Genomic DNA, 22993 nt, shown 5'->3' with positions numbered 1-22993 from the left:
TTTTTACCTGCCGACTCCGGCCCGTAGGCTTGGTCCATGACCACAGAAGGCCGGGGCCTGCATACCCGTGTGCTCGACGCTCTCGGCCTCGCCATCACGGCGGGCGAATATCCGGCGGGCAGCGTGGTCCGCACGGACGAGGTCGCCCAGCGCTTCGATGTCTCGCGCACGGTCGTCCGCGAGGTGGTCCGCGTCCTCGAATCGATGCATCTGGTGGAGTCCAGGCGCCGGGTGGGCGTGACCGTACGTCCCACCGAGGAGTGGAACGTCTACGATCCGCGGGTCATCCGCTGGCGCCTCGCCGGTACGGACCGGCCGCGCCAGCTCCGTTCACTGACCGTGCTGCGCTCCGCGGTCGAGCCGGTCGCGGCCGGACTCGCCGCCCGCCACGCCACGCCCGAACAGTGCGCCGCGCTCACCGAGCAGGCGCTCGGGATGGTCGCCACCTCGCGAGGGCGCCGGCTGGAGGAGTATCTCGTCCATGACATCGCCTTCCACCGGGTGGTACTGAACGCGTCGGGCAACGAGATGTTCGCGCGGCTCGGCGATGTGGTCGCCGAGATCCTCACCGGCCGTACGCATCACCAGGTGATGTTCGACGATCCGGATCCGGCGGCCGTGACGCTCCATGTGGGAGTCGCCGAGGCAGTCCGTGAGGGCGACGCGGCCCGCGCGGAGGAACTCACCAGGGAGATCGCCGTCGGCGCCCTCCAGGAACTGGACGTCCTGGCGCCCTGACGGGGCGGTCGGACGCCGAGGGCCGCCGGCAGCCGCCCGGGCGCGGGATAGTGGTGCCTGACGTTCCGTCCGAGAAGTGAGGAAAGGCAGGTCCTGGCATGGCGCAGCAGGTGCGAGGGGTCATCGCTCCAGGCAAGAACGAGCCGGTACGGGTCGAGACGATCGTCGTACCCGACCCCGGGCCCGGCGAGGCCGTGGTGACGGTGCAGGCGTGCGGTGTGTGCCACACCGATCTGCACTACAAGCAGGGCGGGATCAACGACGACTTCCCCTTCCTCCTCGGCCATGAGGCCGCGGGCGTGGTGGAGTCGGTCGGCGAGGGCGTCACCGAGGTCGCGCCCGGTGACTTCGTCGTCCTCAACTGGCGTGCGGTGTGCGGCGCCTGCCGGGCCTGTCTGCGCGGCCGGCCGCAGTACTGTTTCAACACCCACAACGCCCGGCAGAAGATGACGCTGACGGACGGTACGGAACTCTCTCCGGCGCTCGGCATCGGCGCCTTCGCGGAGAAGACCTTGGTCGCCGCGGGCCAGTGCACCAAGGTCGATCCGAGCGTCTCACCGGCCGTGGCCGGACTTCTCGGCTGCGGTGTGATGGCCGGTATCGGCGCCGCGATCAACACCGGCCAGGTCGGCCGCGGCGACTCCGTCGCGGTCATCGGCTGCGGCGGTGTCGGCGACGCGGCCGTCGTCGGCGCGCGGCTCGCGGGCGCGGCCCGGATCATCGCCGTCGACATCGACGACCGCAAGCTGGAGACGGCGAGGTCGATGGGCGCCACCCACACCGTCAACTCCCGCTCCACCGACCCGGTCGAGGCGATCCGTGAGCTGACCGGCGGCTTCGGCGCGGATGTGGTCATCGAGGCGGTCGGCCGCCCGGAAACGTACAAACAGGCTTTCTACGCCCGCGACTTGGCCGGGACCGTCGTCCTCGTCGGTGTGCCCACTCCGGAGATGAAGCTCGAACTGCCCCTGATCGACGTCTTCGGCCGCGGCGGCTCCCTCAAGTCCTCCTGGTACGGCGACTGCCTGCCCTCCCGTGACTTCCCGATGCTCATCGATCTGCACCAGCAGGGCCGTATCGACCTCGCCGCCTTTGTCACCGAGACCATCGGACTCGGCGATGTGGAGAAGGCGTTCGCCCGGATGCACGAGGGCGATGTCCTCCGCTCGGTGGTGGTGTTCTGATGACCGTCCGTATCGACCATCTCGTCACCTCAGGCACCTTCTCGCTCGACGGCGGCACCTGGGACGTCGACAACAACGTCTGGATCGTCGGTGACGACTCCGAGGCGATCGTCATCGACGCCGCGCACGACGCCGCGGCCATCGAGGAGGCGCTCGGCGGCCGGGCGCTGCGCGCCATCGTCTGCACCCACGCGCACAACGACCACATCGACGCGGCACCGGCCCTCGCCGCGGCCACCGGCGCGCCCGTACTGCTGCATCCCGACGATCTGCCGCTGTGGAAGCAGACGTATCCGGAGCGGCTCCCGGACGGTGAGCTGACCGACGGCAGGACACTCTCCGTCGGCGGCACCACGCTGACCGTGCTCCACACTCCCGGGCACGCGCCCGGCGCGGTCTGTCTCCATGCGCCGGAGCTGTCGACGGTCTTCACCGGCGACACCCTGTTCCAGGGCGGTCCCGGAGCCACCGGACGGTCCTTCTCGCACTTCCCGACGATCATCGACTCGATCCGCGACCGGCTGCTCGGTCTGCCGCCGGAGACCGTCGTACGGACCGGCCACGGCGACTCGACCACCATCGGCGCCGAGGCACCGCACCTGGCGGAATGGATTCAGCGCGGCCACTGAGCGGGCCGCAGAAGCCGCGAGCGGCTTTCGAAGCGGTACGGCCCGCCCGTCACCGGATCGGTGAACTCCAGCACTTTGGCGAGCAGTTGGAGAGGCCGGGCGTAGTCGTCCGGTCCCTCCTCCAGGACCTCCGGATAGACCGGGTCGTTCAGCAGCGGCAGCCCGAGGCTGTTCATATGGACCCGGAGCTGATGGGTACGGCCGGTGGCCGGCGACAGCCGGTACCGGCCGAAACCGCCGTGGTGCTCCAGCAGTTCGATCCGGCTCTCGCTGTTCGGCTCGCCCGGCACCTCCCGCGCGGCCAGCACTCCGCGCTCCTTCTCGATCCGGCTGCGCACCGTGACGGGCAGCGCCACCGCCGGGTCGTACGGCGCCACCGCCTCGTACTCCTTGCGTACGCGCCGGTCCCGGAACAGCGTCTGGTACGCGCCGCGGTCCTCGGCCCGTACGACAAAGAGCGCGAGGCCTGCCGTCAGCCGGTCGAGCCGGTGTGCGGGCTGGAGCTCGGGCAGTTCCAGCTCCCGCCGCAGTCTGGCCAGCGCGGTCTCGGTGACATGGCGCCCGCGCGGTGTGGTGGCCAGGAAGTGCGGCTTGTCCGCGATCACGATCCGCTCGTCGCGGTGCACGATCCCGATCTCGAACGGCACCCGCTCCTCCGGGACGAACTCCCGGTGGAACCAGACATACCGTCCCGCTGTGTACGGCTCCGCGCCCGCCACCGGACCGTCCACTCCGACGAACCGGCCCGCGCGCAGTATCGCGTCGACGCGCTCCACACCGATGGCGTGCCCGAACCGCGCGACCAGATGATCCCGTACGGTCTCCCACTCGCCGCCGGGATCCGCGGGCAGCCGCACCCGTACCGGATCGATCCCGTCCCGCTGCGGCAGCGGCGCGGGCGGCGGCGGATGTCGATGTCTGCGTGCCACGGCTCCTCGCGCCCTTCCCGGTGTGGTCTCCGACTCACGGAGCGTCGGCGCCGCGAGTCTACCGACGCAGGCGTACCGATGCCCGCGTACCTCGTTCGGCCCTCGGGCGGGCAGCTCGTGGCGGTATGGCATGGTTCCGGTACCGGTGAGCCGCATGATGGTCCGGTGATCAGTGTTCTGTTCGCCCTCCTGACCGCGATCAGCAACGGCTCCGCCTCGGTGCTCCAGCGCCGGGCCGCCGCCACGGCGCCCGATGCCGAGTCCATGCGGCTCTCGCTGATCAGACATCTGCTGCGGCAGAAGGTATGGCTGGCGGGCATCGGTCTGGTGATCGTGGCGGCGGTGTGCCAGGCGGTGGCGCTCGCCACCGGGCCGATCGCCGTGGTGCAGCCGATCTTTGTGATCGAACTGCCCGCCACCCTGCTGATCGCCGCACATGTCTTCCACCGCCGCCTGCCGCCCGGCGTCTGGTACGGCGTGGCCGCGGTGACCGGCGGGCTCGCGCTGGGCATGGCCACCGCGGCGCCCGGCGGAGGCCATGAGTCCGTACAGGACTACGCCTGGATCCCGGCGCTGATCGCCACCGGGATCTTCGAGGCCGTACTGATCCTCTGGGCGCTGCGGCTGCGTGGCAATCCGCGCGCCGCGCTGCTCGGTCTCGCCGCGGCCTGCGGATACGCGCTGACCGCCGCGCTGATGAAGGACGCCGTGGCGCACCTCGACAACGGCGGCGGCGCCGCGGCGCTGTTCTCCTCCTGGCAGCTCTACGCCACAGCGGTGGCCGGCGTGGGCGCGCTGTTCCTGTTGCAGAACGCGCTCCAGGCGGGCTGGCTGGCCGCCTCCCAGCCGATGCTCACGCTCGGCGACGCGCTGATCAGCATCACCTATGGAGTGACACTGTTCGGCGAGACCTTGCGTACCGGCTGGTGGCTGGTGCCTCAGATCGTGGCCGTCGGAGTGATCGCGGTGGGCTGTGTGGACCTGGCCAGGTCGCCGCTCGCCGCAGGCGGCCCGCCTCCGCCGCCTCGCGTCCGCTGACGCGAGAGCGACGAGGGCGGCACAGGGTACGCGCGCGGCGCCCGGCCTCAGCCGAGGTGTATCTCGGGCTGATAGAGATCGAACCAGTGATACAGGTCCAGCACCCGTTCCAGACCGCGCCGGTCGCCGCTCGGCATGGTGACGTTCCGCCCGACGGCATCGGTCAGCCAGGCCCGGTCGACCAGGGTGAACACCGGATGGTCGTGGTCGGCGAGCACCTCTTTCGCCTGCTGCTGGAGGGCGGCTCCGTAGCCGGGATCCTGGGTGGAGGGATAAGGGCTCTTCCGCCGGCCCTGCACGGACGGCGGCACCACATGCGCGGTGGCGTGCCGTAGCAGGCTCTTCTCCCTGCCGTCGAAGCTCTTCAGCGACCACGGTGTGTTGTAGACGTACTCGACCAGCCGGTGGTCGCAGAACGGCACCCGCACTTCGAGTCCGACCGCCATCGACACCCGGTCCTTGCGGTCGAGCAGCATCCGGACGAACCGGGTCAGATGCAGATTGCCGATCGTACGCATCCGCCGCTCGTGGTCATCGGCGCCGGGCAGATGCTCGACCGCCGCCACCGCCGTCGCGTACTGGTCGGCGACATAGGTGTCGAGATCGAGGGAGCGGCGCAGCTCCGGATGGAGGGCCGCCGCCCGGTCCTGGCTCATCGGACTGCTGTAGGCGAGCCACGGGAAGGTCTGCGCGTTGACCGCGGCGGGATCGTGGAACCAGCGGTAGCCGCCGAACACCTCGTCCGAGGACTCGCCCGACAGAGCCACCGTCGACTCCGCCCGGATGGCCTTGAACAGCAGATACAGCGAGGTGTCCGTCTCGCCCAGACCGACCGGCATATCGCGTGCGGTGATCACCGCACGGCGCAGCTCGGGATCGGTCAGCTCGTGCGGGCTGAGTGTCACGAAGCGGTGGTCCGAGCCGACCAGATCCACCACATCGCGGATGTACGGTGTGTCCGGGCTGTCCCAGTTCTCGTCGGCCCGGAAGGTCTCCTCCCGGTTGGCGAAGTCCACCGAGAACGTACGCAGCCGCTCGCCCTGTTCGGCCAGCCGGGCCGCGGCGAGTCCGGTGACCGCGCTGGAGTCCAGGCCGCCGGAGAGCAGGACGCACTGCGGCACATCGGCGACGAGCTGGCGGCGCACGATGTCGGTCATCAGCTCACCGACCTTGGCGACCGTCGTGTCCCGGTCGTCCGTGTGCTCCGTGGCGTCGAGCCTCCAGTAGACACGGCTGCGGATGCCCCGGGCGTCGACGGTCACGACGGTGGCGGGCTCGATCTCGTACATGTCCTTCCACAGGGCCCAGCCGGGCGCCATGGTGAACGCGATCAGCTCGCGCAGACCGGCGGTGTCGACCGCCCTGCGCGCCGCCGGATTGGCCAGGATCGCCTTGGGCTCCGAGCCGAACAGAACGCCGTCGGAGATCGGGTAGTAGTAGAAGGGCTTGACGCCCAGCCGGTCGCGGACCATGACCAGCTTGTTCTCGCGCTCGTCCCAGATCGCGAAGGCGAACATGCCGTTGAGGCGCTCGGCCAGGCCCTCGCCCCACTCCAGATAGCCGAGCAGGACGACCTCGGTGTCGCTGACGGTACGGAACCGGTGGCCTCGGCTCTCCAACTCGGCCCGCAGGTCGGTGAAGTTGTAGACCTCGCCCGTGTAGACCAGGGCGACGGTGCCGTTGGGTGTCCGTACTTCCATCGGCTGTCTGCCGCCGGCGAGATCGATGACCGCCAGCCGCCGATGGCCCAGGCCCACATGCGGCCGGACCCAGACGCCCGCGTCGTCCGGGCCACGGCAGGCCATGGTGTCCGTCATGGCGGCCAGTACCTCGCGGCGCTCCGTCAGATCGGAGTCGTAGGAGACCCAGCCGGCGATTCCACACATAAGGAGTCACTCCTGGTAGCAGTGCGACGGTGGTGCGGGGGCGAGCGGAATTGCTTCCGAAAATCGATGGCGATACCTGGCCGGGCTGCTTGAATTCTTCTATCACTTTGCGTCGAGACCTGTCCAGGGTTCGACGATTGGACGGCGCCGACGGCCGTGAGCTGTCCAGCCGGGGAAACTCATCAGTTGGACAGCCGGGCGGTCAGGTATTTTCCTGGCGGACCCGAACAGCGGCACACCGCCGTATTCCCGCGACCGCCCGTATCTCCTGGGACGGTCGCGGACCGCTGTCCGGTGCCGAAAGGGCCGGTGCCGTACCGGAATACGTGACCATTCATTGCCGAAATCTTTGCCGTTATGTCTCTTGCGGGCCGCTCGGGCATCCGTACGGGGATGGATTTCTGTCGAACCGGAGCGAAATTTCCACGGAACCATAGACGTGGCACGGCCGCCCGCAGGTCGCGGAGGCATGCGGCGCACCGGTTCCGAGGTGTGTCGCGGCATGTGCGCGATGCCGTGCACCGTCTGCGACTTTTGTGGCATTGACGTTCTCGACATTCATTCCCTAGTGTTGCGGCGGATCTTCATCGGAGGTTTATCTCATTTCCTTGCGATGGTTGGGGTGTTAATGGTGAAGAATTCAACGGCCGGTCCTCTCAGAAGAGAGAGCGGCCTTTCCTATGAATGCTGGGGCGCGATTCCGGGACGTCGGCGGAAACTGCTGGGACCGGTGGTCAAGGTGGTCATCGGGTCATTGGTGATTGCCGATACACCGCGGACCACCGGAGAGAATCCGGAGCATGTCAGAATGCTTGCCGGTGCTCTGGGTGAATTCCCGCCGATCGTTGTGCACCGTGCGACCATGCGCGTGGTCGACGGTCTGCACCGGGTGCGCGCCGCCGAGCTGCGCAAGCAGGAGTTCATCACCGCCCGGATGTTCGAGGGCGACGATGCCGAGGCGTTCGTCCTCGCGGTACAGGCGAATCTGGCGGGCGGACTGCCGCTCTCCGTGGCCGACCGCAAGGCAGCCGCCGCGCGTATCATTGCCTCGCACCCCCAGTGGTCGGACCGATTAACTGCCTCTGTCACCGGACTGTCCGCCAAGACCGTCGCCGAGGTACGCCGCAGACACCCCGCGGAGACGACACGCCGGCCGGACAGCAGGATCGGCAAGGACGGGCGGGTGCGGCCCACCGACGCCGTGGAGAAGCGTCGGCTCGCCTCCGAACTGATTCTGCGCAACCCGGAGTTGTCTCTTCGTCAGATCGCCAAGGCGGTGGGCATCTCACCGGAGACGGCACGCTCGGTCCGCGCCCGGCTGCTGCGTGAAGAGGATCCGGCCGAACGGGAGCCCGACGAAGGCCGTTGGACGGCCGAGCCGCCTCCGCTGCCGCTCCCGCCCACACTCCCGCACACGCTCCAGCCCTCGCCCTCGCCCTCGCTTCCGGATCCAGATCCGGGTCCAGATCTGGCCTCGGACTTGGCCTCGGACTCGGCTTCCGCTTCGGCTGACGCGCGTAGAGGCTCTGGACCGGGCCCGGAGCCCACCGACCGCTCCTCGGTGGTCCAGCGACTCAGGACGGATCCCTCACTGCGCTACAGCGAGAACGGGCGCACCCTGCTGCGTCTGATGGAAGCCCACGCCATGAGCAGTGAGAAGTGGGCGACTCTCGCGAACAGCGTCCCGGCCCACCGCCGGCGCGCCATCGCCAACGCGGCGATGGAGTACGCCAAGGGCTGGCGGGTCGTCGCCGAGCAACTGGCCCGCAACGCGCCTCACTCCGCCTAGCGATCCGGCACTGCGATCCGGCACTGCGACCCGGCACTGCGATTTGGCACAGCGATCCGGCACTGCGACTCGGTCCGGCGCCATGACGTTCCCGTTCCCGGCCGGTACTCAAGCCTTCTTCGAGGAGAGAGCCACTCATGCCCGGTATTCCCCCCATCACGCCCTACGTGTTACCCGGCGCCGCCGATCTCCCCGCCAACTCCGCCGACTGGACCGCCGATCCACGGCGCGCCGTACTGCTCGTCCATGACATGCAGCGGTACTTCCTGAGACCGTTCCCCGAGAGTCTGCGCGACCGGCTCGTACAGAACACCTCCGAACTGCTCGCCCGCGCACGTGAGTTGGGCATACCCGTGGCGTACACGGCGCAGCCCGGAGGCATGACCGACGAACAGCGTGGTCTGCTCAAGGACTTCTGGGGTCCCGGGATGCGTACGGACCCGGCGGACCGGGAAGTGGTGGAGCCGCTGACGCCCGGCCCGGACGACCGGCGGCTCACCAAATGGCGCTACAGCGCGTTCCACCGCTCCGATCTGCTCGACTGGATGCGGGCGCAGCGGCGCGACCAGCTTCTGGTCTGCGGTGTGTACGGACATGTCGGTGTGCTGGCGAGCGCGGTGGAGGCGTTCACCAATGACATCCAGCCGTTTCTGGTGGCGGACGCCATAGGCGACTTCTCGCTGCGCCACCACCGTATGGCGCTGGAGTATGCGGCCGAGCGCTGCGCCATGGTGGTCACTCATGAACGGGTCCTGGCATGACCGGCGACGGCGATCCGCTGACCCGGGTGCTGGCCGACCGGCCACCGCCCTTCGCGCTGCTGCACCGTCCGGAGACGACCGGCCGCGACCGGCTGGACGTACTGCTCGGCGAACTGTCGGAGCCGGCCACTCTCGCCGGGATTCCCGTACCCGAGGAAACGCTTGGACAGGGCCAGGACGTCCTGGTGATCGTCCCTTTCCGGCAGATCGCCGAGCGCGGTTTCGCCTGTGTCGACGACGGCGCGCCCCTGCTCGCGCTGCGGGTGACGGAGCAGGCCGTACTGCCACTGTCCGAGGCACTGGCCCGTATCCCCGAAGTCCCGATCACCCTGGCGAACAGCGGTTTCGACATCGCCGACGAGGAGTACGCGGAGATCGTCCGCAAGGTCGTCGCCGACGAGATCGGCGCGGGCGCGGGCGCGAACTTCGTCATCAAACGGTCGTTCGTCGCCGATATCGAGGGATACGATCCGGCCCACGCGCTCGCGTTCTTCCGGCGGCTGTGCGCACGCGAGTCGGGCGCGTACTGGACGTTCATCGTGCACACCGGATCCCGTACCTTCGTCGGCGCCACTCCGGAGCGGCACATCAGTCTGCGCGCGGGCACGGCCGTGATGAATCCCGTCAGCGGCACCTACCGCTATCCCGCGGGCGGGCCGGTGCTCTCCGACGTGCTGGAGTTCCTCTCCGACGAGAAGGAGAGCGACGAGCTGTACATGGTGCTGGACGAGGAGCTGAAGATGATGGCCCGCGTCTGCGACTCCGGCGGGCGCGTCGTGGGACCGCGGCTGAAGGAGATGGCACGGCTCGCGCATACCGAGTACCTCATCGAGGGCCGCTCCCACCGGGCACCGCAGGAGATCCTGCGCGAGACGCTCTTCGCGCCGACGGTGACCGGGAGCCCGCTGGAGAGCGCCTGCCGGGTCATCAGCCGGTACGAGCCACGGGGCCGCGGATACTACAGCGGTGTCATGGCCTTGATCGGCCGGGAGGGCGGCGCCCGGTCCCTGGACTCCGCCATCCTGATCCGTACGGCGGACATCGACCGTGCGGGCCGGGTGGACATCGGCGTGGGCGCCACGCTCGTACGGCACTCCGATCCCGTCTCCGAGGCCGCCGAGACCAGGGCGAAGGCGGCAGGGCTGCTCTCCGCGCTGGAAGGCGACCGGCAGGGCGGTCTCGGCGACCATCCGGCCGTACGGTCGGCCCTGGCGAGCCGTAACGAGGACCTCGCCCGGTTCTGGCTCGCCGACAGCTCAATGGCTCGGGAGCGGCCTGTGCCGGCCCTGGTCGGCCGCCGTGTACTGGTGGTCGACGCCGAGGACACCTTCACCGCGATGATCGGCCATCAGCTGCGCTCGCTGGGCACGGTGGTGACGGTGCGCCGGTTCGACGAGGAGTACTCCTTCGACGAGCACGATCTGGTCGTCATGGGCCCGGGACCGGGCGATCCCAACGACAGCGGCGATCCCAGGATCGCCCATCTGCACACGGCGATCGGCACTCTGCTGGAACGGCGCCTGCCGTTCCTCGCCGTCTGCCTCAGCCATCAGGTGCTCAGCAGACGCCTCGGTCTGGATGTGACGCCCTGCGACGACTGCCGCCAGGGCACCCGGCGCGAGATCGATCTCTTCGGCACGCGCGTACTCGCCGGGTTCTACAACACCTTCGCCGCCCGCTGTGACACGGATGAGATCCACCGCCCCGGCATCGGTCCGGTCGAGGTCAGCCGGGACGTCGGGAACGGTGAGGTGCACGCGCTGCGCGGACCTCGTTTCACCTCGATGCAGTTCCACGCGGAATCGGTGCTCACCCGCGACGGCCGGCATATCTGGGCCACTCATATGGAAGAGGTGCTCCGCGCGTGAACGTCACCATCGCGTGGTGGGATCTGACCGAGTCCGAACAGACCATCGACACGCTGCGGGAGTATCTGCGGAGCGACGGAGTGCCGCCGTGGAACTCGGTCAAGGGCCTCCGGCTGAAGTTCTGGATCTCCGACCGTCCCGGGAACCGCTGGGGAGCGGTGATGCTCTGGGAGTCGGCGGAAGCCGGCGAGCAGCAGCCGCTGCCACCGCACCGCGCCGCCCAGCTGATCGGCTATCCGCCCACGGAGCGGGTGCGGTTCGAGGTCGAGGCAACGGTGGAGGGCGAGTACGAGAGAACGGCGCTGTCCGGCCTTGGACTGGTCTACGAGACATGAGCCACGAGGCCGGGACCGTGAGCCCTGACCTGTGAGGCCGGGTCTACGAGGCCGGGCCTGAGACCCGTATGTACGTATGGTCCGCGGCGCTTGAGCTCGCGCCGCGGACCATGACGTTCCCCGGCCCACCGGCCGACAGGGGGCGGTCCTCACATCTGGAAGGTCCCACGGGCCACGATCACCGCGGAGCCCGCCACCTCCACCATGTCCACCCGCTGACCCGCGCCGTCGGCGGTGGCGAGCATCGTGGAAGGGCGGCCCATCTCGACGCCCTGGCAGATCTCGATTTGGCGGCCGAAGGGGATCAGTCCGTGCCGCGCCAGATGTATCGCGAGCGGCCCGGCGGCCGATCCCGTCGCCGCGTCCTCGGCGACACCGTAGGCGGGCGAGAACATCCGCGTCCGCCAACTGCTCCCGGATCCCGCGAAGCAGTTGGCCGCCATGTCGTGATGCCTGGCCAGCGCCCGCAGATCGGGCTCCACCTCGGACAGCGCCGCCACACTGTCCAGTCCGACGAACACATGGCGCGGCCCGTTGCGGTAGACCTCCACCGGCAGGACGGAGGACTTCACACCGAGCGCGGCGAGCAGCTCGTCGGCCTCCGCGTACGGCTCCCAGGTCGGGATCGGCTGCCGCATGCACGCCGAGCGGATCCCGCCGTCCGGGTCCCGGTCGAACTCGAACGGCACGGTGCTCACGGCGGTTTCCATCAGCAGCCGGTCCTGCCGGGTGGTCGCGCCCAGCACGATCGCGGTGCCCAGCGCCGGATGGCCGGCGAACGGCAGCTCGTTCACCGGAGTGAAGATACGGACCCGTACGTCTCCGCCGTCCCGTGGCGGAAGGACGAATGTCGTTTCCGAGAGATTCAGCTCCCGGGCCAGTCGCTGCATCTGCGCGGTGGAAAAGCTGGAGGCGTCCAGGAAGACGGCCAGCGGATTTCCGGAGAGAGGTTCGTCCGTGAAGACATCGGCCACTACGTAATCATGCATTCCCGTAAAATAATGGTCCTGTGAGGCAGCCTGCAAGAATTCACCGTCGTCCAAGTGCGGGACGGCCACGAGTTTCCTGCGTATGTCTGCGCGTATGTCCATGCGCGTGTCCGTGCGCGTGTCCAACGGGCGGAAATCGCCGGTTGGACACCCGGTGGCCCGGATAAGGTGCTCCGGACCGGCCAGTGAATTTCTGGCTCCTCCTTCCATCGTCCCTTGTGAGGTCCGGCAATGGCTGAAGCCACCGTCGACAAACCGGCGTCCGACGACGAAGCGGAACTGCGGCGCCGTAACCGAGCCGTGGTCGAGGACTATATGAGCAGGAAGGGCGAGGGACGGCTGAGCCGCTATCTCCTCTTCACCGAGGAAGGCAGCGGCGGCCTGTACACCGCCGACACCGAGGAACCGATCGTCTCCCGCGGCCTCGACAAGCTGAAGGCGCACGGCGCCTGGTCGCTGGAGTGCTTTCCCGACTGGGTCTGGTACAACGTCGAGATCTTCGAGACACAGGATCCGAACCGGTTCTGGGTCGAGTGCGACGGTGAGGGCGCGATTCTCTTTCCAGGATATCCGCCCGGCCACTACAAGAACCACTTCATCCATTCGTTCCTGCTCGACGACGGCAAGATCGTCCAGAACCGGGAATTCATGAACCCGTACAACCAGCTCCGTGCCCTGGGCATAGAGATTCCGGTGATCCGGCGGGGCGAGATTCCCACCTGAGGCCGGGGCCCGATGAAGAACATGACGGAGTGATCCTCCCCGACATCCTGGAGAGTCCGCAGTGAAAGCCGATCTGAAGGCGGCCCAAGAAGTAGTCGAGCTGATCACCGGAGGCTGGCGGGCACAGGCCGTCCACACCGCCGCGAAGCTCGGACTGCCCGATCACATCGAAGCCGGCCGCACCACCAGCGGCGAACTCGCCGAGGCCACCGGCGCCGAGGAGGAGGGCATCCGCCGTCTGATGCGCCTCCTGGTGGCGATGGGCGTGTTCGAAGGGGATCACGAGACGGGCTACCGGAACACACCGGTGGCCACGGCGCTCCTGGACCGGCCGGGGACGCTGCGCGACATGTGTCTCCTCTACGGCGAGGAGTTCTACACCGCCTGGGGCAACGCGGTGGAGTGCTTCACCACGCTGACCGCGGGCTTCGAACTCGCCTACGGCAAGCCGCTCTATTCGTATCTCGACGGCCACGACGATCTGGCCGTCCGGTTCCAGCGGACCATGAAGGCCGGCAACCTCTTCTTCGACTACGTACCGGAGATCTTCGACTTCTCCGGCGGCAAGACCGTCGTCGACTGCGGAGGCGGCAACGGCCATCTGCTCTCCGTCATCCTTGAGGCTGCTCCCGACGCCCGCGGCGCGCTCATCGACCGCGAGCATGTGATACCCATCGCCCGCGACTATCTCTCCGGCACCATCGGTCTCGACCGTGTCGAACTCCACGCGGGTGACATGTTCAAGGCCGTGCCTCAGGGCGGCGATGTCTATCTCTTCTGCCGGGTCCTCGCGGGCTGGTCCGACGACGCCGTCGTGGAGGCCTTCCGGCACTGCCGGCACGCCATGGCCGGTCCCGACTCCCGGCTTCTCGTACTCGACCGCACCGTGACCGACAAGGACTCCACTGTGCTGCCCGCGCTGTGGGATCTCCATCTGCTGATGACCAACGGCGGCAAGCACCGCTCCGTCGACCAGTTCCGGACGTTTCTCGACCGGGCGGGCTTCGACGTCGAGCGCATCGCGGAACTCCCGATGGAGACCACGGCCCTTATCGCGGCTCCGCGTGCCTCCGAGTAACTGACCTCGCGCCACCGAAACGAGTGCCGGCCGTGCCCACGGTCGGCACTCGTGCGTTGTGGCTCAAGAGGCCTGTTTGTCGAACTCCAGACGGCGGTCGTACTCGGTACGGGCGACCGCGATCTCGTGCTGATGCTCCTCCGTCCAGGTCACCAGGGCCTGGATGGTGGCGTGGAGCGTCGCGCCGAGCGGAGTGAGCTCGTAGTCGACACGCGGCGGAACGACAGGGTGGACGGTCCGCCGGACGAGCCCGTCCCGTTCGAGCTGACGCAGCGTCACCGTCAGCATGCGCTGGCTGATGCCCTCGATCCTGTTGCGCAGTTCCGTGAAGCGCAGGGTCCGGCGCTCCAGGAGTGCGATGACCAGCAGCGACCACTTGTCCGCGACGCGATCGAGGATCTGCCGTACCTCGCAGCCTTCGCGTGTGTCCCACTGAAGGATGTCGTAGTCGCCCTCGGTATCCGCGCAGTGCGTCGGTGACTTTGAAGTGCCTTCTTCCATGGCCCGTCAGCCTGCCCGAGGATTCGGATAGTTACAAGTCGGAACCGGCAGGCTTCCGCGTAACCGCCGGCGCGCCGCGAGCGCGGACGGAATCTCTTTCACTCTTCCCATGCGTTCGAGGAGACATCTGTGTCCACCGTGAAATCCCCGTCGGACAGCGGTACCGACCGTATGAGCGGACGCGCCTGGGGCGTGCTGTTCGTGCTGTGCGGCGCGATCTTCCTGGAGGGCATCGATGTGGCCATGCTCAATGTGGCGCTGCCGTCGATCCGTGCGGATCTCGGCATGTCCACGGGCATGCTCCAGTGGGTCATGAGCGCCTATGTGCTCGGCTACGGCGGCTTCATGCTGCTCGGCGGCCGGGCCGCCGACCTGTTCGGACGCCGTCAGATGTTTCTGTTCTGGCTGGTCGTCTTTCTGTTCTTCTCCGGCCTGGGCGGTTTCGCCACCGAGGGCTGGATGCTTGTCGTGGCCCGGTTTGTGACCGGTGTGGCGGCGGCCTTCATGACTCCGGCCGGTCTGTCGATCATCACCACGAGCTTCGAGGAAGGGCCCGAGCGCAACAAGGCCCTGCTCGTCTACTCCGGCACCGCCGCCGGAGGCTTCTCCGTCGGCCTGGTCGTCGGCGGCCTCCTGGCCGCGGTCGACTGGCGCTGGGTGTTCTTCGCTCCGGTGATCCTGTCCTTCCTGATCCTGGTCACCGCGCTCGCCCTGATCCCCAGGTCGGCCCGTCCCGACCGCGCCGGCCGGCCCGTCGACCTGGGCGGCGCCATCACCGTGACCGGCGCCCTCCTGCTGCTGGTGTTCGCCGTGGAGCGTGCCACGCATGTGGCGGCGATCTGGACGGTCGGCACCGTCGCGGCCGGACTGCTGCTGTTCCTCGCGTTCATCGCCATCGAGCGCACATCGCCCTCGCCGCTGGTGCGTCTGGGCATCTTCCGCAATGCCGCGCTCGTCCGCTCCAATATCGCCGGACTGCTGTTCGCCGCCGGTTTCTTCGGCTTCCAGTTCATCGTCGTCCTGTATCTCCAGGAACTGCGTCACTGGTCGACGCTCCAGACCAGCTTCGCGATGATCGTGATCGGTATCGACGCCGTCCTCTCGCCGACGCTGACTCCCAAGCTGGTCGAGAAGTTCGGCAACGCCCGGGTCATCTTCGGCGGACTGGTCCTGGCCTCGCTGTCGTACGCCCTGTTCCTGCCGGTGCAAGCGGACTGGACGTACGCGGCCATGTTCCCGAGCCTGATCATCCTGGGACTGGCCTTCTCCCTGGCGTACGGTCCGCTCACCATCGTCGCCACCGAGGGCATGGCGGAGGAGGAACAGGGCGTCGCGGGCGGTCTGCTGTACACGTCCTTCCAGTTCGGAGCGGCGCTCGGACTCTCCTCGGTGGCCGCGGTGAATATCGCGGCGACCAACGGCTCGTCCCCGGCGGCGCAGCTCGACGGCTACCGGGCCGCCCTGGTCGTGCCCTTGATCGCGGCCCTGGCAGCCACTCTGATCAGCGTGTCCGGCCTGTTCGCACGCGGCAGCCGCGCGAATGTGACGTGACCGCCCTGGGCCGTTGGGCTCCGGGGCGGCTCGTACGGTCAGCTTCCCACCTGCCGCGCACAAGGTTCGAGGCGGACGATGACGCCTTTCGACGTCGGTGTGTTGCTGATCTCCGCCACGCTGTCCAGCGGCACCAGCACATTGGCCTCCGGGTAGTACGCGGCGGCGCATCCACGCGCCGTCGGATAGGAGACGAGGCGGAAATCGTCCGCACGCCGCTCGACACCGTCGTGCCATACGCCGACGAGGTCGACGCGGTCGCCGTCGGTGAGGCCGAGTTCCTGGAGGTCGGCCGGATTTACGAGCACGATCTGCCGCGATCCGTGGATTCCGCGATAGCGGTCGTCCAGTGTGTACGGAATGGTGTTCCACTGGTCGTGCGAACGGATGGTCTGAAGGAGCAGATGCCCTTCCGGAACCGGCAGCATCCGCAACTCGTTCGTGGTGAAGAGCGCTTTGCCGCTGGGAGTCGGGAACACGCCCTCGTTCACCGGGTTGGGCAGGACAAAACCTCCCGGTTTGGTCACGCGCTCATTGAAATTGTCGAATCCCGGAACGACGCGGGCGATCCGCTGCCGGATCTGGTTGTAATCCGCCTCGAACTCCTCCCAGGGCACATCCGCCTTCTTGGCGGCCTCGTCGCCAAAGGTGTGGCGGGCCAGCCTGGTGAGGATGGCCACCTCGCTGAGCAGCTTCCTGGAGGCCGGTTCGAGCCGCCCGTACGAGGCGTGCACCTGGCTCATCGAGTCCTCGACGGTGACGAACTGCTCACCGCCGGCCTGTCTGTCCTTCTCGCTGCGGCCCAGCGTCGGCAGAATCAGGGCGATCTCACCGCAGACCGTGTGCGAGCGGTTCAGCTTGGTCGAGATATGCGCCGTCAAGCGGCAGTTGCGCATGGCCTTCTCGGTCGTACGGCTGTCGGGCGTCGCCCGTACGAAATTGCCGGCCAGACCGAGGAAGACCTTCGCGCGGCCGTCGAGCATGGCCCGGATGGAATCCACCGTGTCCCAGCCGTGCCGGGCCGGAGGAGTGAACGAGAATTCGCGTCCCAGGGCCTCCATGAACGACTGCGGCATCTTCTCCCAGATGCCCATGGTCCGGTCGCCCTGGACATTGCTGTGGCCGCGCACCGGGCACGCGCCCGCCCGTGGTGTTCCGATATTGCCGCGCAGCAGCAGGAAATTGACGATCTCCCGGATCGTGGGGACGCCGTACTTCTGCTGCGTCAGGCCCATCGCCCAGCAGACGATGATCCGTTCACTGCGGAGTACCAGATCACGTACCTTCTCGATCTCCGCGCGCGTGAGTCCCGTAGCCGCTTCGACATCGTCCCAGGACAGCCGTCGGACATGTTCGGTGAACTCGGCGAAGCCACTGGTGTGGTTCTCGATGAACTCATGGTCGAGCACCGTGCCCGGACGGGCGTCCTCGGCCTCCAGCAGCAGCAGATTCAGCGCCTGGAAGAGCGCGAGATCGCCGCCGATCCGGATATGGAGGAAATCATCGGCGATCCGGGTGCCTCGGCCGATCACACCGCGCGCCTCTTGCGGATGCTTGAACCGGATCAGACCGGCCTCGGGCAGCGGATTCACGGCGACGATATGGCCGCCGTTGAGCTTGGTCTGTTCCAGTGCGGTCAGCATCCGCGGATGGTTGCTGCCAGGATTCTGGCCCACCAGAAAGACCAGATCGGAGTGGTGGATGTCCCGCAGACTCACATCGCCCTTGCCGACGCCCAGCGTCTCGTGCAGCGCCGCACCGCTCGACTCGTGGCACATGTTGGAGCAGTCCGGCAGATTGTTGGTGCCGAAGGCGCGCGCGAAGAGCTGAAACACGAACGCTGCCTCGTTGCCGGCCCGTCCCGAGGTGTAGAAGACAGCTTCGTCGGGTGAGTCCAGCCGTCGCAGCTCGTCGGCGAGCAGACCGAGCGCCTCGCTCCAGTTGACGGGCTCGTAGTGGTCCGAACCGGCTCGCTTCACCAGAGGCTCGGTGAGCCGCCCTTGCTGGTTGAGCCATCGGTCCGACTTCCCGGCCAGCTCACCGACCGAATAGCGCCTGAAGAACGAAGCCGTGAGCCGCCGGGACGTGGCTTCGTCGTTGACGTGTTTGGCGCCGTTCTCGCAGTACTCGTTCCGGTGGCGGTGCCCGGGTACGGGATCCGGCCAGGCACAGCCCGGACAGTCGAATCCCTGAGTCTGGTTCATGTTCAGCAGCGTCAGTCCCGTACGCCGGGCCGTGGTCTGCTCCAGTGAGTACTCCATCGCGTGCACCACCGCGGGCACACCCGTTGCCCAGGTCTTGGGCGGAGTAATGCGTGGACTGTCACCGTTCGCGTCGGCGACCGGAGGTTTTCTCTGCACAAGCATCAGCCTTTCGCTCGGCACCGCATCTGTCGGGTCCGCGCCACGGCTCGGACGTACGGCACACTCAGCCCGTGGGCCAGGTCGGCACGCACGGGCCGCCCAGCACCGGGTCCGGTCGTACCCGGCCGCCATGGATCTCGCCGCGCCAGCTCCCGGTCTCCCGCCCGTGTCCCTCGATGAATTCCTTGAAGGACTCCATGCCCCGGTGGACCCGGTGCTGTACGAGGTTCAGCGCGCTCCCGGTCCTGCCGACCACTCCGCTCGGTCCCAGGTCCACCCGCACACTCACCCGGGTACGCCCGGAGCCGAGGGATTCGAACTTTACGGAGCCCTCGTGCCGGGGCTCGGTCAGCATCAGCCAGGACACGCACTCGTCGGGCCGCTGCTCCACGATCTCCGCGTCGAACTCGCGGGTGACCGCGCCGACTCGGGCGATCCAGTGCGTCAGCGTGCGCTGAGGCTGATCGATGCTCTCCACGCCTTCCAGAAAGCGCGGAAAGCTCTCGAACTGCGTCCATTGGTTGTAGGCGGTCCGGACGGGAACGTCGACGTCTATCGACTTCTCGATGATGGGCATACCGGTCTGTCCTCCGCTGCTCTGCACAGGGCGGAATGGGGAAGCGCGCGTCTGGGACAAGCACTTTCCATTAGATACGGATACAAATCGGCCTGCATGTCGGAGCCGGGCGGGCGGACGCGCCGCGGCCACTCCGGGGGACGGCTGTCCCACCGAAGTGGCCGCGGTACAAGAGGCGCCGTGGGTGTTTCACGCCGGCGTCAGCCGATGAGCCGCTCCAGGATCCACTCGGCCAGCGTCTCGGTCACCTGGCTGTGCTCGGTGTTCCGGGAGTCGCACTTGAACTCGTCGAGCAGGCTCTTCTCGGCGGGCAGCGACTCGATGTTCTCGCACGGGTCGACGTTCCACTCGACCGGGTCGAAGTCCAGCGCGACCGCGCTCACCGCCGGGACGAAACAGCCGCTGCGGAACTCCTGCCGGATGTCGGCCTTCAGCGCGTCCGCGACCAGGCCGAACGAGTCGAGGCTGCCGCCGGGCGCGCCGTCGAGAGCCGGCACGTACGAGGTGTTGCCGCGCCGCACCTGTCCCAGGGCCTTCATCTCGCCGATCGGCTGGTGCTCGCCCTTGGCGGGCTGGAAACGCGCCTTCGCGGCGGCGATCAGCGGGATCTGCCAGTCGAACACCACCTCGCCGGCCGGCAGCTCGCGGCCGACACCGTTCCCGGCGCCGTTGGCCACGCCCAGCTTGCGAGGGCGCTGCGGGAACTGGCCGTACTCCTCCAGCTCGGCCAGGAACTGCTTGCGCAGCTCGCTGGAGGTGGCGACCGGGCCGGAGTACTTGGCGTTCTCGACCCAGGACCACAGAAGCTGCTGCGCGGCGGGGCTTCTGATCAGCTCGGCCTGCTTGGGCGCGTTCGGGTCGCCGGTGGGGAAGTCCTCGAAGAAGTAGGCCATCTGCTGGAGCACCAGCGGGATCCACGCGCCGTTGTGCGGGGAGTCCCAGGAGAGATACGTCGCTGTCTGGTGGTCCTGGGCCTGGTGCTCCATCTCGGCGAGGGCATAGCGGGTGATCATGCCGCCCATGCTCACGCCGCCGACGATCAGCGGAGCGTCGCCGTGGCGCTCCTCGATGGCCCGCTGGATGGCGCTGATCACCACACCGGCGTTGGCCTGGATGTAGGTGTGCCGCTGCTCGAAGCCGACCAGGACGACGTCGATGCCCGCGTCGAGCAACTGGTCGAGAAAGCCGGGCCTGCCCTTCGCGTAGGGCGCGTTGAAGTGGTCCCACAGGCCTGGCAGATCGCTGGGGCCGTAGTTGAATCCGTCCGCGAAGATGAAGGGCCGCGTCAGATGCTTCTGGCCCGTGGCGCGGTAGACCGCCGCCGTGCCCGTTGCCACCTCGCGCCGGTACGGCCGCGCGGACCGCAGCTCCCAGATCTCCGGCTTCCGGTCCTCCGCGCGGGCGGTCCGCGCCGGGCTCGCGAACCAGACGCCCGGCCTCAGCGTCTTGGCGAGCGTCTCCGCCGCCTGGGCCGAAGGCTTCTCTTCACTCTGCGTCGCCGTCAACTCGACGTCGATCCTGGCTTCCTGCGCCATGACTATCGCTTTCGCTCGGATGCTTCACATGGCCGTGCCACGGGACGTGTCACGGCGGCCACAGCGGTTCGCGCCGCGACCACAACGCGAGAGGGAACTCCGCTCCCGCCTGTGACCGACTGTAACAGTCATATCACCGACAGTGCTGTCTCGGCGACGCAACGGAGCGACGGTGGAGTCTCGTCGTGCTCTCGGCCGCGCTCCCGATGGAGCCGTGCTCCCGACGGATCAGAGCCAGCCGTTGCGGCGGAAGCTGCGGTGGAGCAGGAGGCAGGCGGTGGCGATGACTCCCAGGACGAGGAAGTAGCCGTACGCCCAGCGCAGCTCCGGCATATGGTCGAAGTTCATGCCGTACACACCGCAGACCATCGTCGGTACGGCGATGACCGCCGCCCATGCCGTGATCTTGCGCATGTCCTCGTTCTGGGCGACGGTCACCTGGGCCAGATGGGCCTGGAGGATCGAGTCGAGCAGCGCGTCGAACGACGCGATCTGCTCGGTGACCCGGGCCAGATGGCCGGCGACATCACGGAAGTACGGCTGGATGTCCGGGCCGACCGGCGGCAGCGGCTTGGTGGCCAGGGCGTGGAGCGGCCGGTCCAGCGGTGCGACCGCCCGCTTGAGCTCCAGCAGTTCGCGCTTGAGCTGATAGATACGGCCCGCGTCGCCGCGGCCGGCGTGCTCGCTGAAGACATGGGCCTCGGCGGCGTCGATGTCGGTCTGTACAGCGTCCGCGACGGCGAGGTAGTCGTCGACCACCTGGTCGGCTATGGCGTGCAGTACGGCGGCCGGGCCCTTGGAAAGCTGCTCGGGGGCCGCTTCCAGGGGTTGACCACCGTGCTGCCCAGCGGGGAGCGGGCCGGGTGGCTCAGATCCACTTTCCGGCGGTAGGCGCGGCTCATCGCACGCTGGAGATCGCGGATGATCGGCACAACGGGCTCCTTCGGACAACCGGCGGCCACCAGTGTGCCATCGGTCGTCACGGAGCCGCCGCGCCGAGCTGCCGAGCCCAGCCGCCCGGTCCCTGATGCCGGCGTGGGTGTCCGGCGTTCAGTGTCGGGACCGGGCGGCGGGTCGGCGTGTGCCCGAAGGGTGTCGGCTCAGTTCAATCCGGTTTGATTCAGCTCACATTGAGCGCGGTGTCGTCGATGACGAAGGAGGTCTGGAGCTTGGACCCCTCGACGCCGGTGAACTTGACCGTCACGGTCTGACCGGCGTAGCCGCTGAGATCGAAGCTGCGCCGGGTGTAGCCGGAGGCGGCGTTGACGTTGGAGTAGGTGGCGAGGGTGGAGAGAACCGTGCCGGAGCTGTTGAGCACCTGTGCCTTGAGGGTGTCGTAGGCGGTGCTGCCGGTCTCGGCGGTGTCGATGTGGAGATAGAAGCTCAGAGTCGCGGCGCAGCCGGACGGGATGGTGACGGACTGGGAGACGGTGTCCGTGCGGGCCGTACCGTAACCGCCGAGCCATGCCTTGTACGAGCCGGTGCGGGCGGCCTGGCCGGTGCTGTTGGTGATGACACCGCTGGAGGCCGTCCAGGACGAACTGCCGGACTCGAAGCCGGGGTTGGCGAGCAACTGGGCCGCGGTGCAGGTGCCACCGCCGCCACCGCCGCCACCGCCGTCGTCCCCGCCACCGCCGCCGGTACCCGAGGAGAGCCACTCGGTGGCGTTGAGGGCGAGTGCGGCATTGGTGGCGCCGGAGTCGCGCCAGCCGTCGTACAGCGTGTTGCCGGACTGGCCGGTGCCGTCGTCGATGGGGGAGCTGTCGCCCCAGAAGGCGACACGGCCGCTGCCGAAGGTGCTGGTGGCGAAGAAGGCGCCGGTGTTGCCCGAGTAACCGGTGCGGTAGAGAAGGCCCTTGACATTGGGATTGTCGGCGGGCTTGAGGGTGGCGGTGGTGCCACTGGCGATGAGGCTCTTGGTGACCGTACCGAACGAGCCGTGCAGCACCGGGTTGCCGCTGTCGCTGATTGCGCGCGGGTAGTCGGAGCCGACGGTGAGGGTGTCGACGGAGAAACCGAAGGGATCGGTGCTGTCGACGCTGTTGTTGGACATCAGGTCGTTGATGATCTCGACGGCGTCCTCACCGTCGTTGTTGCGGTCGGCGCCGGTGTGGTCGGCGATCAGGAAGAGACCGCCGCCGTTCTGTACGAACTTCATCACCGCGGTCTTCTCGGCCGAGGTCAGCAGAACGTTCGGCTCGGGCAGCACGAAGCTGTCGAAGTTCTTCAGGTCCGTGGCGCTCGTCGTGCCGTACGTGATCGAGCCGCTGGACGGCAGCGTCTTGAGGCTGTAGTCGCCGGTCCTCTGGAGGGCCACGCCCCAGGAGGAGAGGGCACCGGTCCAGGAGGTGTCGGAGGTGGGGGAGGGGTTCTGTCCCAGCGGATCGGGCTGGCTGGTGCTGATAATCCAGTCGGCGTTCCCGGCCGTCTCGGCATGGGCGTTGTCGAACAGCACACGATGAGTGGCCGCCGCGGCGGCGGCCGGCGCGGCCTGGCCGGCCGGAGCCACCCGAGGAGCC

19 protein-coding genes and 1 pseudogene are annotated in these 22993 nt (G+C 68.1%); 11 read left to right on the top strand and 9 right to left on the bottom strand.

What is annotated here, in order from left to right; genetic code table 11:
* The first annotated feature begins 36 nt into the window (after positions 1-36).
* The 3 genes from GA0115259_RS00710 to GA0115259_RS00700 all read left to right on the top strand — a co-directional run bounded on the left by GA0115259_RS00710 (position 37) and on the right by GA0115259_RS00700 (position 2551).
* Positions 37-738: a FadR/GntR family transcriptional regulator gene (locus tag GA0115259_RS00710; protein ID WP_093589213.1), complete on the top strand. Its 702-nt coding sequence runs from the start codon at positions 37-39 to the stop codon at positions 736-738.
* Positions 739-836: 98 nt separating this feature from the next.
* Entirely contained in the window at positions 837-1922 is a 1086-nt protein-coding gene (locus GA0115259_RS00705) for an S-(hydroxymethyl)mycothiol dehydrogenase (RefSeq protein ID WP_093589210.1), read from the top strand.
* Positions 1922-2551, top strand: coding sequence for an MBL fold metallo-hydrolase (locus tag GA0115259_RS00700; protein WP_093589207.1), 630 nt, complete (start codon positions 1922-1924; stop codon positions 2549-2551). The genes GA0115259_RS00705 and GA0115259_RS00700 overlap by 1 nt, the downstream gene beginning before the upstream one ends.
* Here GA0115259_RS00700 and GA0115259_RS00695 read toward each other — a convergent pair.
* Positions 2536-3480, bottom strand: a complete 945-nt coding sequence (locus GA0115259_RS00695) for an RluA family pseudouridine synthase (RefSeq protein ID WP_256097859.1) — start codon at positions 3478-3480, stop codon at positions 2536-2538. The two genes, GA0115259_RS00700 and GA0115259_RS00695, sit on opposite strands and share 16 nt — an antisense overlap.
* Before the next feature lie 165 nt (positions 3481-3645).
* Between GA0115259_RS00695 and GA0115259_RS00690 the strand changes: the two genes are divergently transcribed.
* On the top strand, positions 3646-4518 hold the full coding sequence (locus GA0115259_RS00690) for a DMT family transporter (RefSeq protein WP_093589204.1): 873 nt from the start codon (positions 3646-3648) through the stop codon (positions 4516-4518).
* 47 nt (positions 4519-4565) lie between these two features.
* Here GA0115259_RS00690 and asnB read toward each other — a convergent pair whose 3' ends face one another.
* Entirely contained in the window at positions 4566-6404 is a 1839-nt protein-coding gene (gene asnB, locus GA0115259_RS00685; protein ID WP_093589201.1) for an asparagine synthase (glutamine-hydrolyzing), read from the bottom strand.
* A gap of 730 nt (positions 6405-7134) precedes the next feature.
* Between asnB and GA0115259_RS39870 the strand changes: the two genes are divergently transcribed.
* The 4 genes from GA0115259_RS39870 (at position 7135) to GA0115259_RS00665 (ending at position 11157) form a co-directional block, all read left to right on the top strand.
* Complete coding sequence (locus tag GA0115259_RS39870; RefSeq protein ID WP_370746915.1) at positions 7135-8193, top strand: ParB/RepB/Spo0J family partition protein; 1059 nt, start codon at positions 7135-7137, stop codon at positions 8191-8193.
* Positions 8194-8330: 137 nt separating this feature from the next.
* Entirely contained in the window at positions 8331-8954 is a 624-nt protein-coding gene (locus GA0115259_RS00675; RefSeq protein WP_093589198.1) for an isochorismatase family protein, read from the top strand.
* Positions 8951-10822 carry an anthranilate synthase family protein gene (locus GA0115259_RS00670; protein ID WP_093589194.1) on the top strand — a complete coding sequence of 624 codons (1872 nt, stop codon included), beginning with the start codon at positions 8951-8953 and terminating at the stop codon, positions 10820-10822. The genes GA0115259_RS00675 and GA0115259_RS00670 overlap by 4 nt, the downstream gene beginning before the upstream one ends.
* Positions 10819-11157: a hypothetical protein gene (locus tag GA0115259_RS00665; protein WP_093589191.1), complete on the top strand. Its 339-nt coding sequence runs from the start codon at positions 10819-10821 to the stop codon at positions 11155-11157. The genes GA0115259_RS00670 and GA0115259_RS00665 overlap by 4 nt, the downstream gene beginning before the upstream one ends.
* Positions 11158-11306: 149 nt before the next feature.
* On the opposite strand, the gene GA0115259_RS00660 is transcribed toward GA0115259_RS00665, so the two are convergent.
* Positions 11307-12146, bottom strand: coding sequence for a PhzF family phenazine biosynthesis protein (locus GA0115259_RS00660; protein ID WP_093589188.1), 840 nt, complete (start codon positions 12144-12146; stop codon positions 11307-11309).
* Positions 12147-12377: 231 nt separating this feature from the next.
* On the opposite strand from GA0115259_RS00660, the gene GA0115259_RS00655 reads away from it, so the two are divergent.
* Both GA0115259_RS00655 and GA0115259_RS00650 read left to right on the top strand, forming a co-directional pair.
* Positions 12378-12869 (top strand): PhzA/PhzB family protein, encoded by a 492-nt coding sequence (locus tag GA0115259_RS00655; protein WP_176732385.1) that lies wholly within the window; start codon positions 12378-12380, stop codon positions 12867-12869.
* A gap of 61 nt (positions 12870-12930) precedes the next feature.
* A complete protein-coding gene (locus tag GA0115259_RS00650; protein ID WP_093589185.1) occupies positions 12931-13947 on the top strand; it encodes a methyltransferase in 1017 nt (338 codons plus the stop codon).
* Positions 13948-14010: 63 nt separating this feature from the next.
* Here the strand turns inward: GA0115259_RS00650 and GA0115259_RS00645 are convergent, their stop codons facing one another.
* Positions 14011-14448, bottom strand: a complete 438-nt coding sequence (locus GA0115259_RS00645) for a winged helix-turn-helix transcriptional regulator (RefSeq protein WP_093589182.1) — start codon at positions 14446-14448, stop codon at positions 14011-14013.
* A 171-nt stretch (positions 14449-14619) separates the two neighbouring features.
* Here GA0115259_RS00645 and GA0115259_RS00640 point away from each other — a divergent pair, with 171 nt between their 5' ends.
* Positions 14620-15999, top strand: coding sequence for an MFS transporter (locus tag GA0115259_RS00640; RefSeq protein ID WP_093589231.1), 1380 nt, complete (start codon positions 14620-14622; stop codon positions 15997-15999).
* A 38-nt stretch (positions 16000-16037) separates the two neighbouring features.
* Here GA0115259_RS00640 and GA0115259_RS00635 read toward each other — a convergent pair whose 3' ends face one another.
* The 5 genes and pseudogenes from GA0115259_RS00635 to GA0115259_RS00615 all read right to left on the bottom strand — a co-directional run.
* The gene (locus GA0115259_RS00635) at positions 16038-18365 is read right to left on the bottom strand and encodes an FdhF/YdeP family oxidoreductase (protein WP_093589179.1); all 2328 of its coding nucleotides are present in this window, start codon (positions 18363-18365) and stop codon (positions 16038-16040) included.
* Between the two features lie 61 nt (positions 18366-18426).
* Positions 18427-18939: an SRPBCC family protein gene (locus GA0115259_RS00630; protein WP_093589176.1), complete on the bottom strand. Its 513-nt coding sequence runs from the start codon at positions 18937-18939 to the stop codon at positions 18427-18429.
* Between the two features lie 200 nt (positions 18940-19139).
* Positions 19140-20474 carry an esterase/lipase family protein gene (locus GA0115259_RS00625; protein WP_093589174.1) on the bottom strand — a complete coding sequence of 445 codons (1335 nt, stop codon included), beginning with the start codon at positions 20472-20474 and terminating at the stop codon, positions 19140-19142.
* Between the two features lie 228 nt (positions 20475-20702).
* A pseudogene (locus GA0115259_RS00620) lies at positions 20703-21320 on the bottom strand (magnesium and cobalt transport protein CorA); the annotation flags it as partial.
* Positions 21321-21594: 274 nt separating this feature from the next.
* The coding region (locus GA0115259_RS00615; protein WP_107469122.1) for a hydrolase at positions 21595-22993 on the bottom strand (1399 nt) is incomplete at its 5' end.

The sequence above is a fragment of the Streptomyces sp. MnatMP-M17 genome, assembly GCF_900091995.1.
In the GTDB taxonomy this organism is placed as follows: Bacteria; Actinomycetota; Actinomycetes; order Streptomycetales; family Streptomycetaceae; genus Streptomyces.
The sequence above is the reverse complement of the archived record's forward strand: the minus strand, read 5'-3'. Positions and strand labels throughout refer to the sequence as shown.

Bases quoted from the DNA above. Each gene is read 5' to 3' on its own strand.
- GA0115259_RS00710 (WP_093589213.1), top strand. From the start codon at position 37: ATGACCACAGAAGGCCGGGGCCTGCATACCCGTGTGCTCGACGCTCTC.
- GA0115259_RS00705 (WP_093589210.1), top strand. From the start codon at position 837: ATGGCGCAGCAGGTGCGAGGGGTCATCGCTCCAGGCAAGAACGAGCCG.
- GA0115259_RS00700 (WP_093589207.1), top strand. From the start codon at position 1,922: ATGACCGTCCGTATCGACCATCTCGTCACCTCAGGCACCTTCTCGCTC.
- asnB (WP_093589201.1), bottom strand. From the start codon at position 6,404: ATGTGTGGAATCGCCGGCTGGGTCTCCTACGACTCCGATCTGACGGAG.
- GA0115259_RS00675 (WP_093589198.1), top strand. From the start codon at position 8,331: ATGCCCGGTATTCCCCCCATCACGCCCTACGTGTTACCCGGCGCCGCC.
- GA0115259_RS00670 (WP_093589194.1), top strand. From the start codon at position 8,951: ATGACCGGCGACGGCGATCCGCTGACCCGGGTGCTGGCCGACCGGCCA.
- GA0115259_RS00660 (WP_093589188.1), bottom strand. From the start codon at position 12,146: ATGCATGATTACGTAGTGGCCGATGTCTTCACGGACGAACCTCTCTCC.
- GA0115259_RS00655 (WP_176732385.1), top strand. From the start codon at position 12,378: ATGGCTGAAGCCACCGTCGACAAACCGGCGTCCGACGACGAAGCGGAA.
- GA0115259_RS00645 (WP_093589182.1), bottom strand. From the start codon at position 14,448: ATGGAAGAAGGCACTTCAAAGTCACCGACGCACTGCGCGGATACCGAG.
- GA0115259_RS00640 (WP_093589231.1), top strand. From the start codon at position 14,620: ATGAGCGGACGCGCCTGGGGCGTGCTGTTCGTGCTGTGCGGCGCGATC.
- GA0115259_RS00635 (WP_093589179.1), bottom strand. From the start codon at position 18,365: ATGCTTGTGCAGAGAAAACCTCCGGTCGCCGACGCGAACGGTGACAGT.
- GA0115259_RS00630 (WP_093589176.1), bottom strand. From the start codon at position 18,939: ATGCCCATCATCGAGAAGTCGATAGACGTCGACGTTCCCGTCCGGACC.
- GA0115259_RS00625 (WP_093589174.1), bottom strand. From the start codon at position 20,474: ATGGCGCAGGAAGCCAGGATCGACGTCGAGTTGACGGCGACGCAGAGT.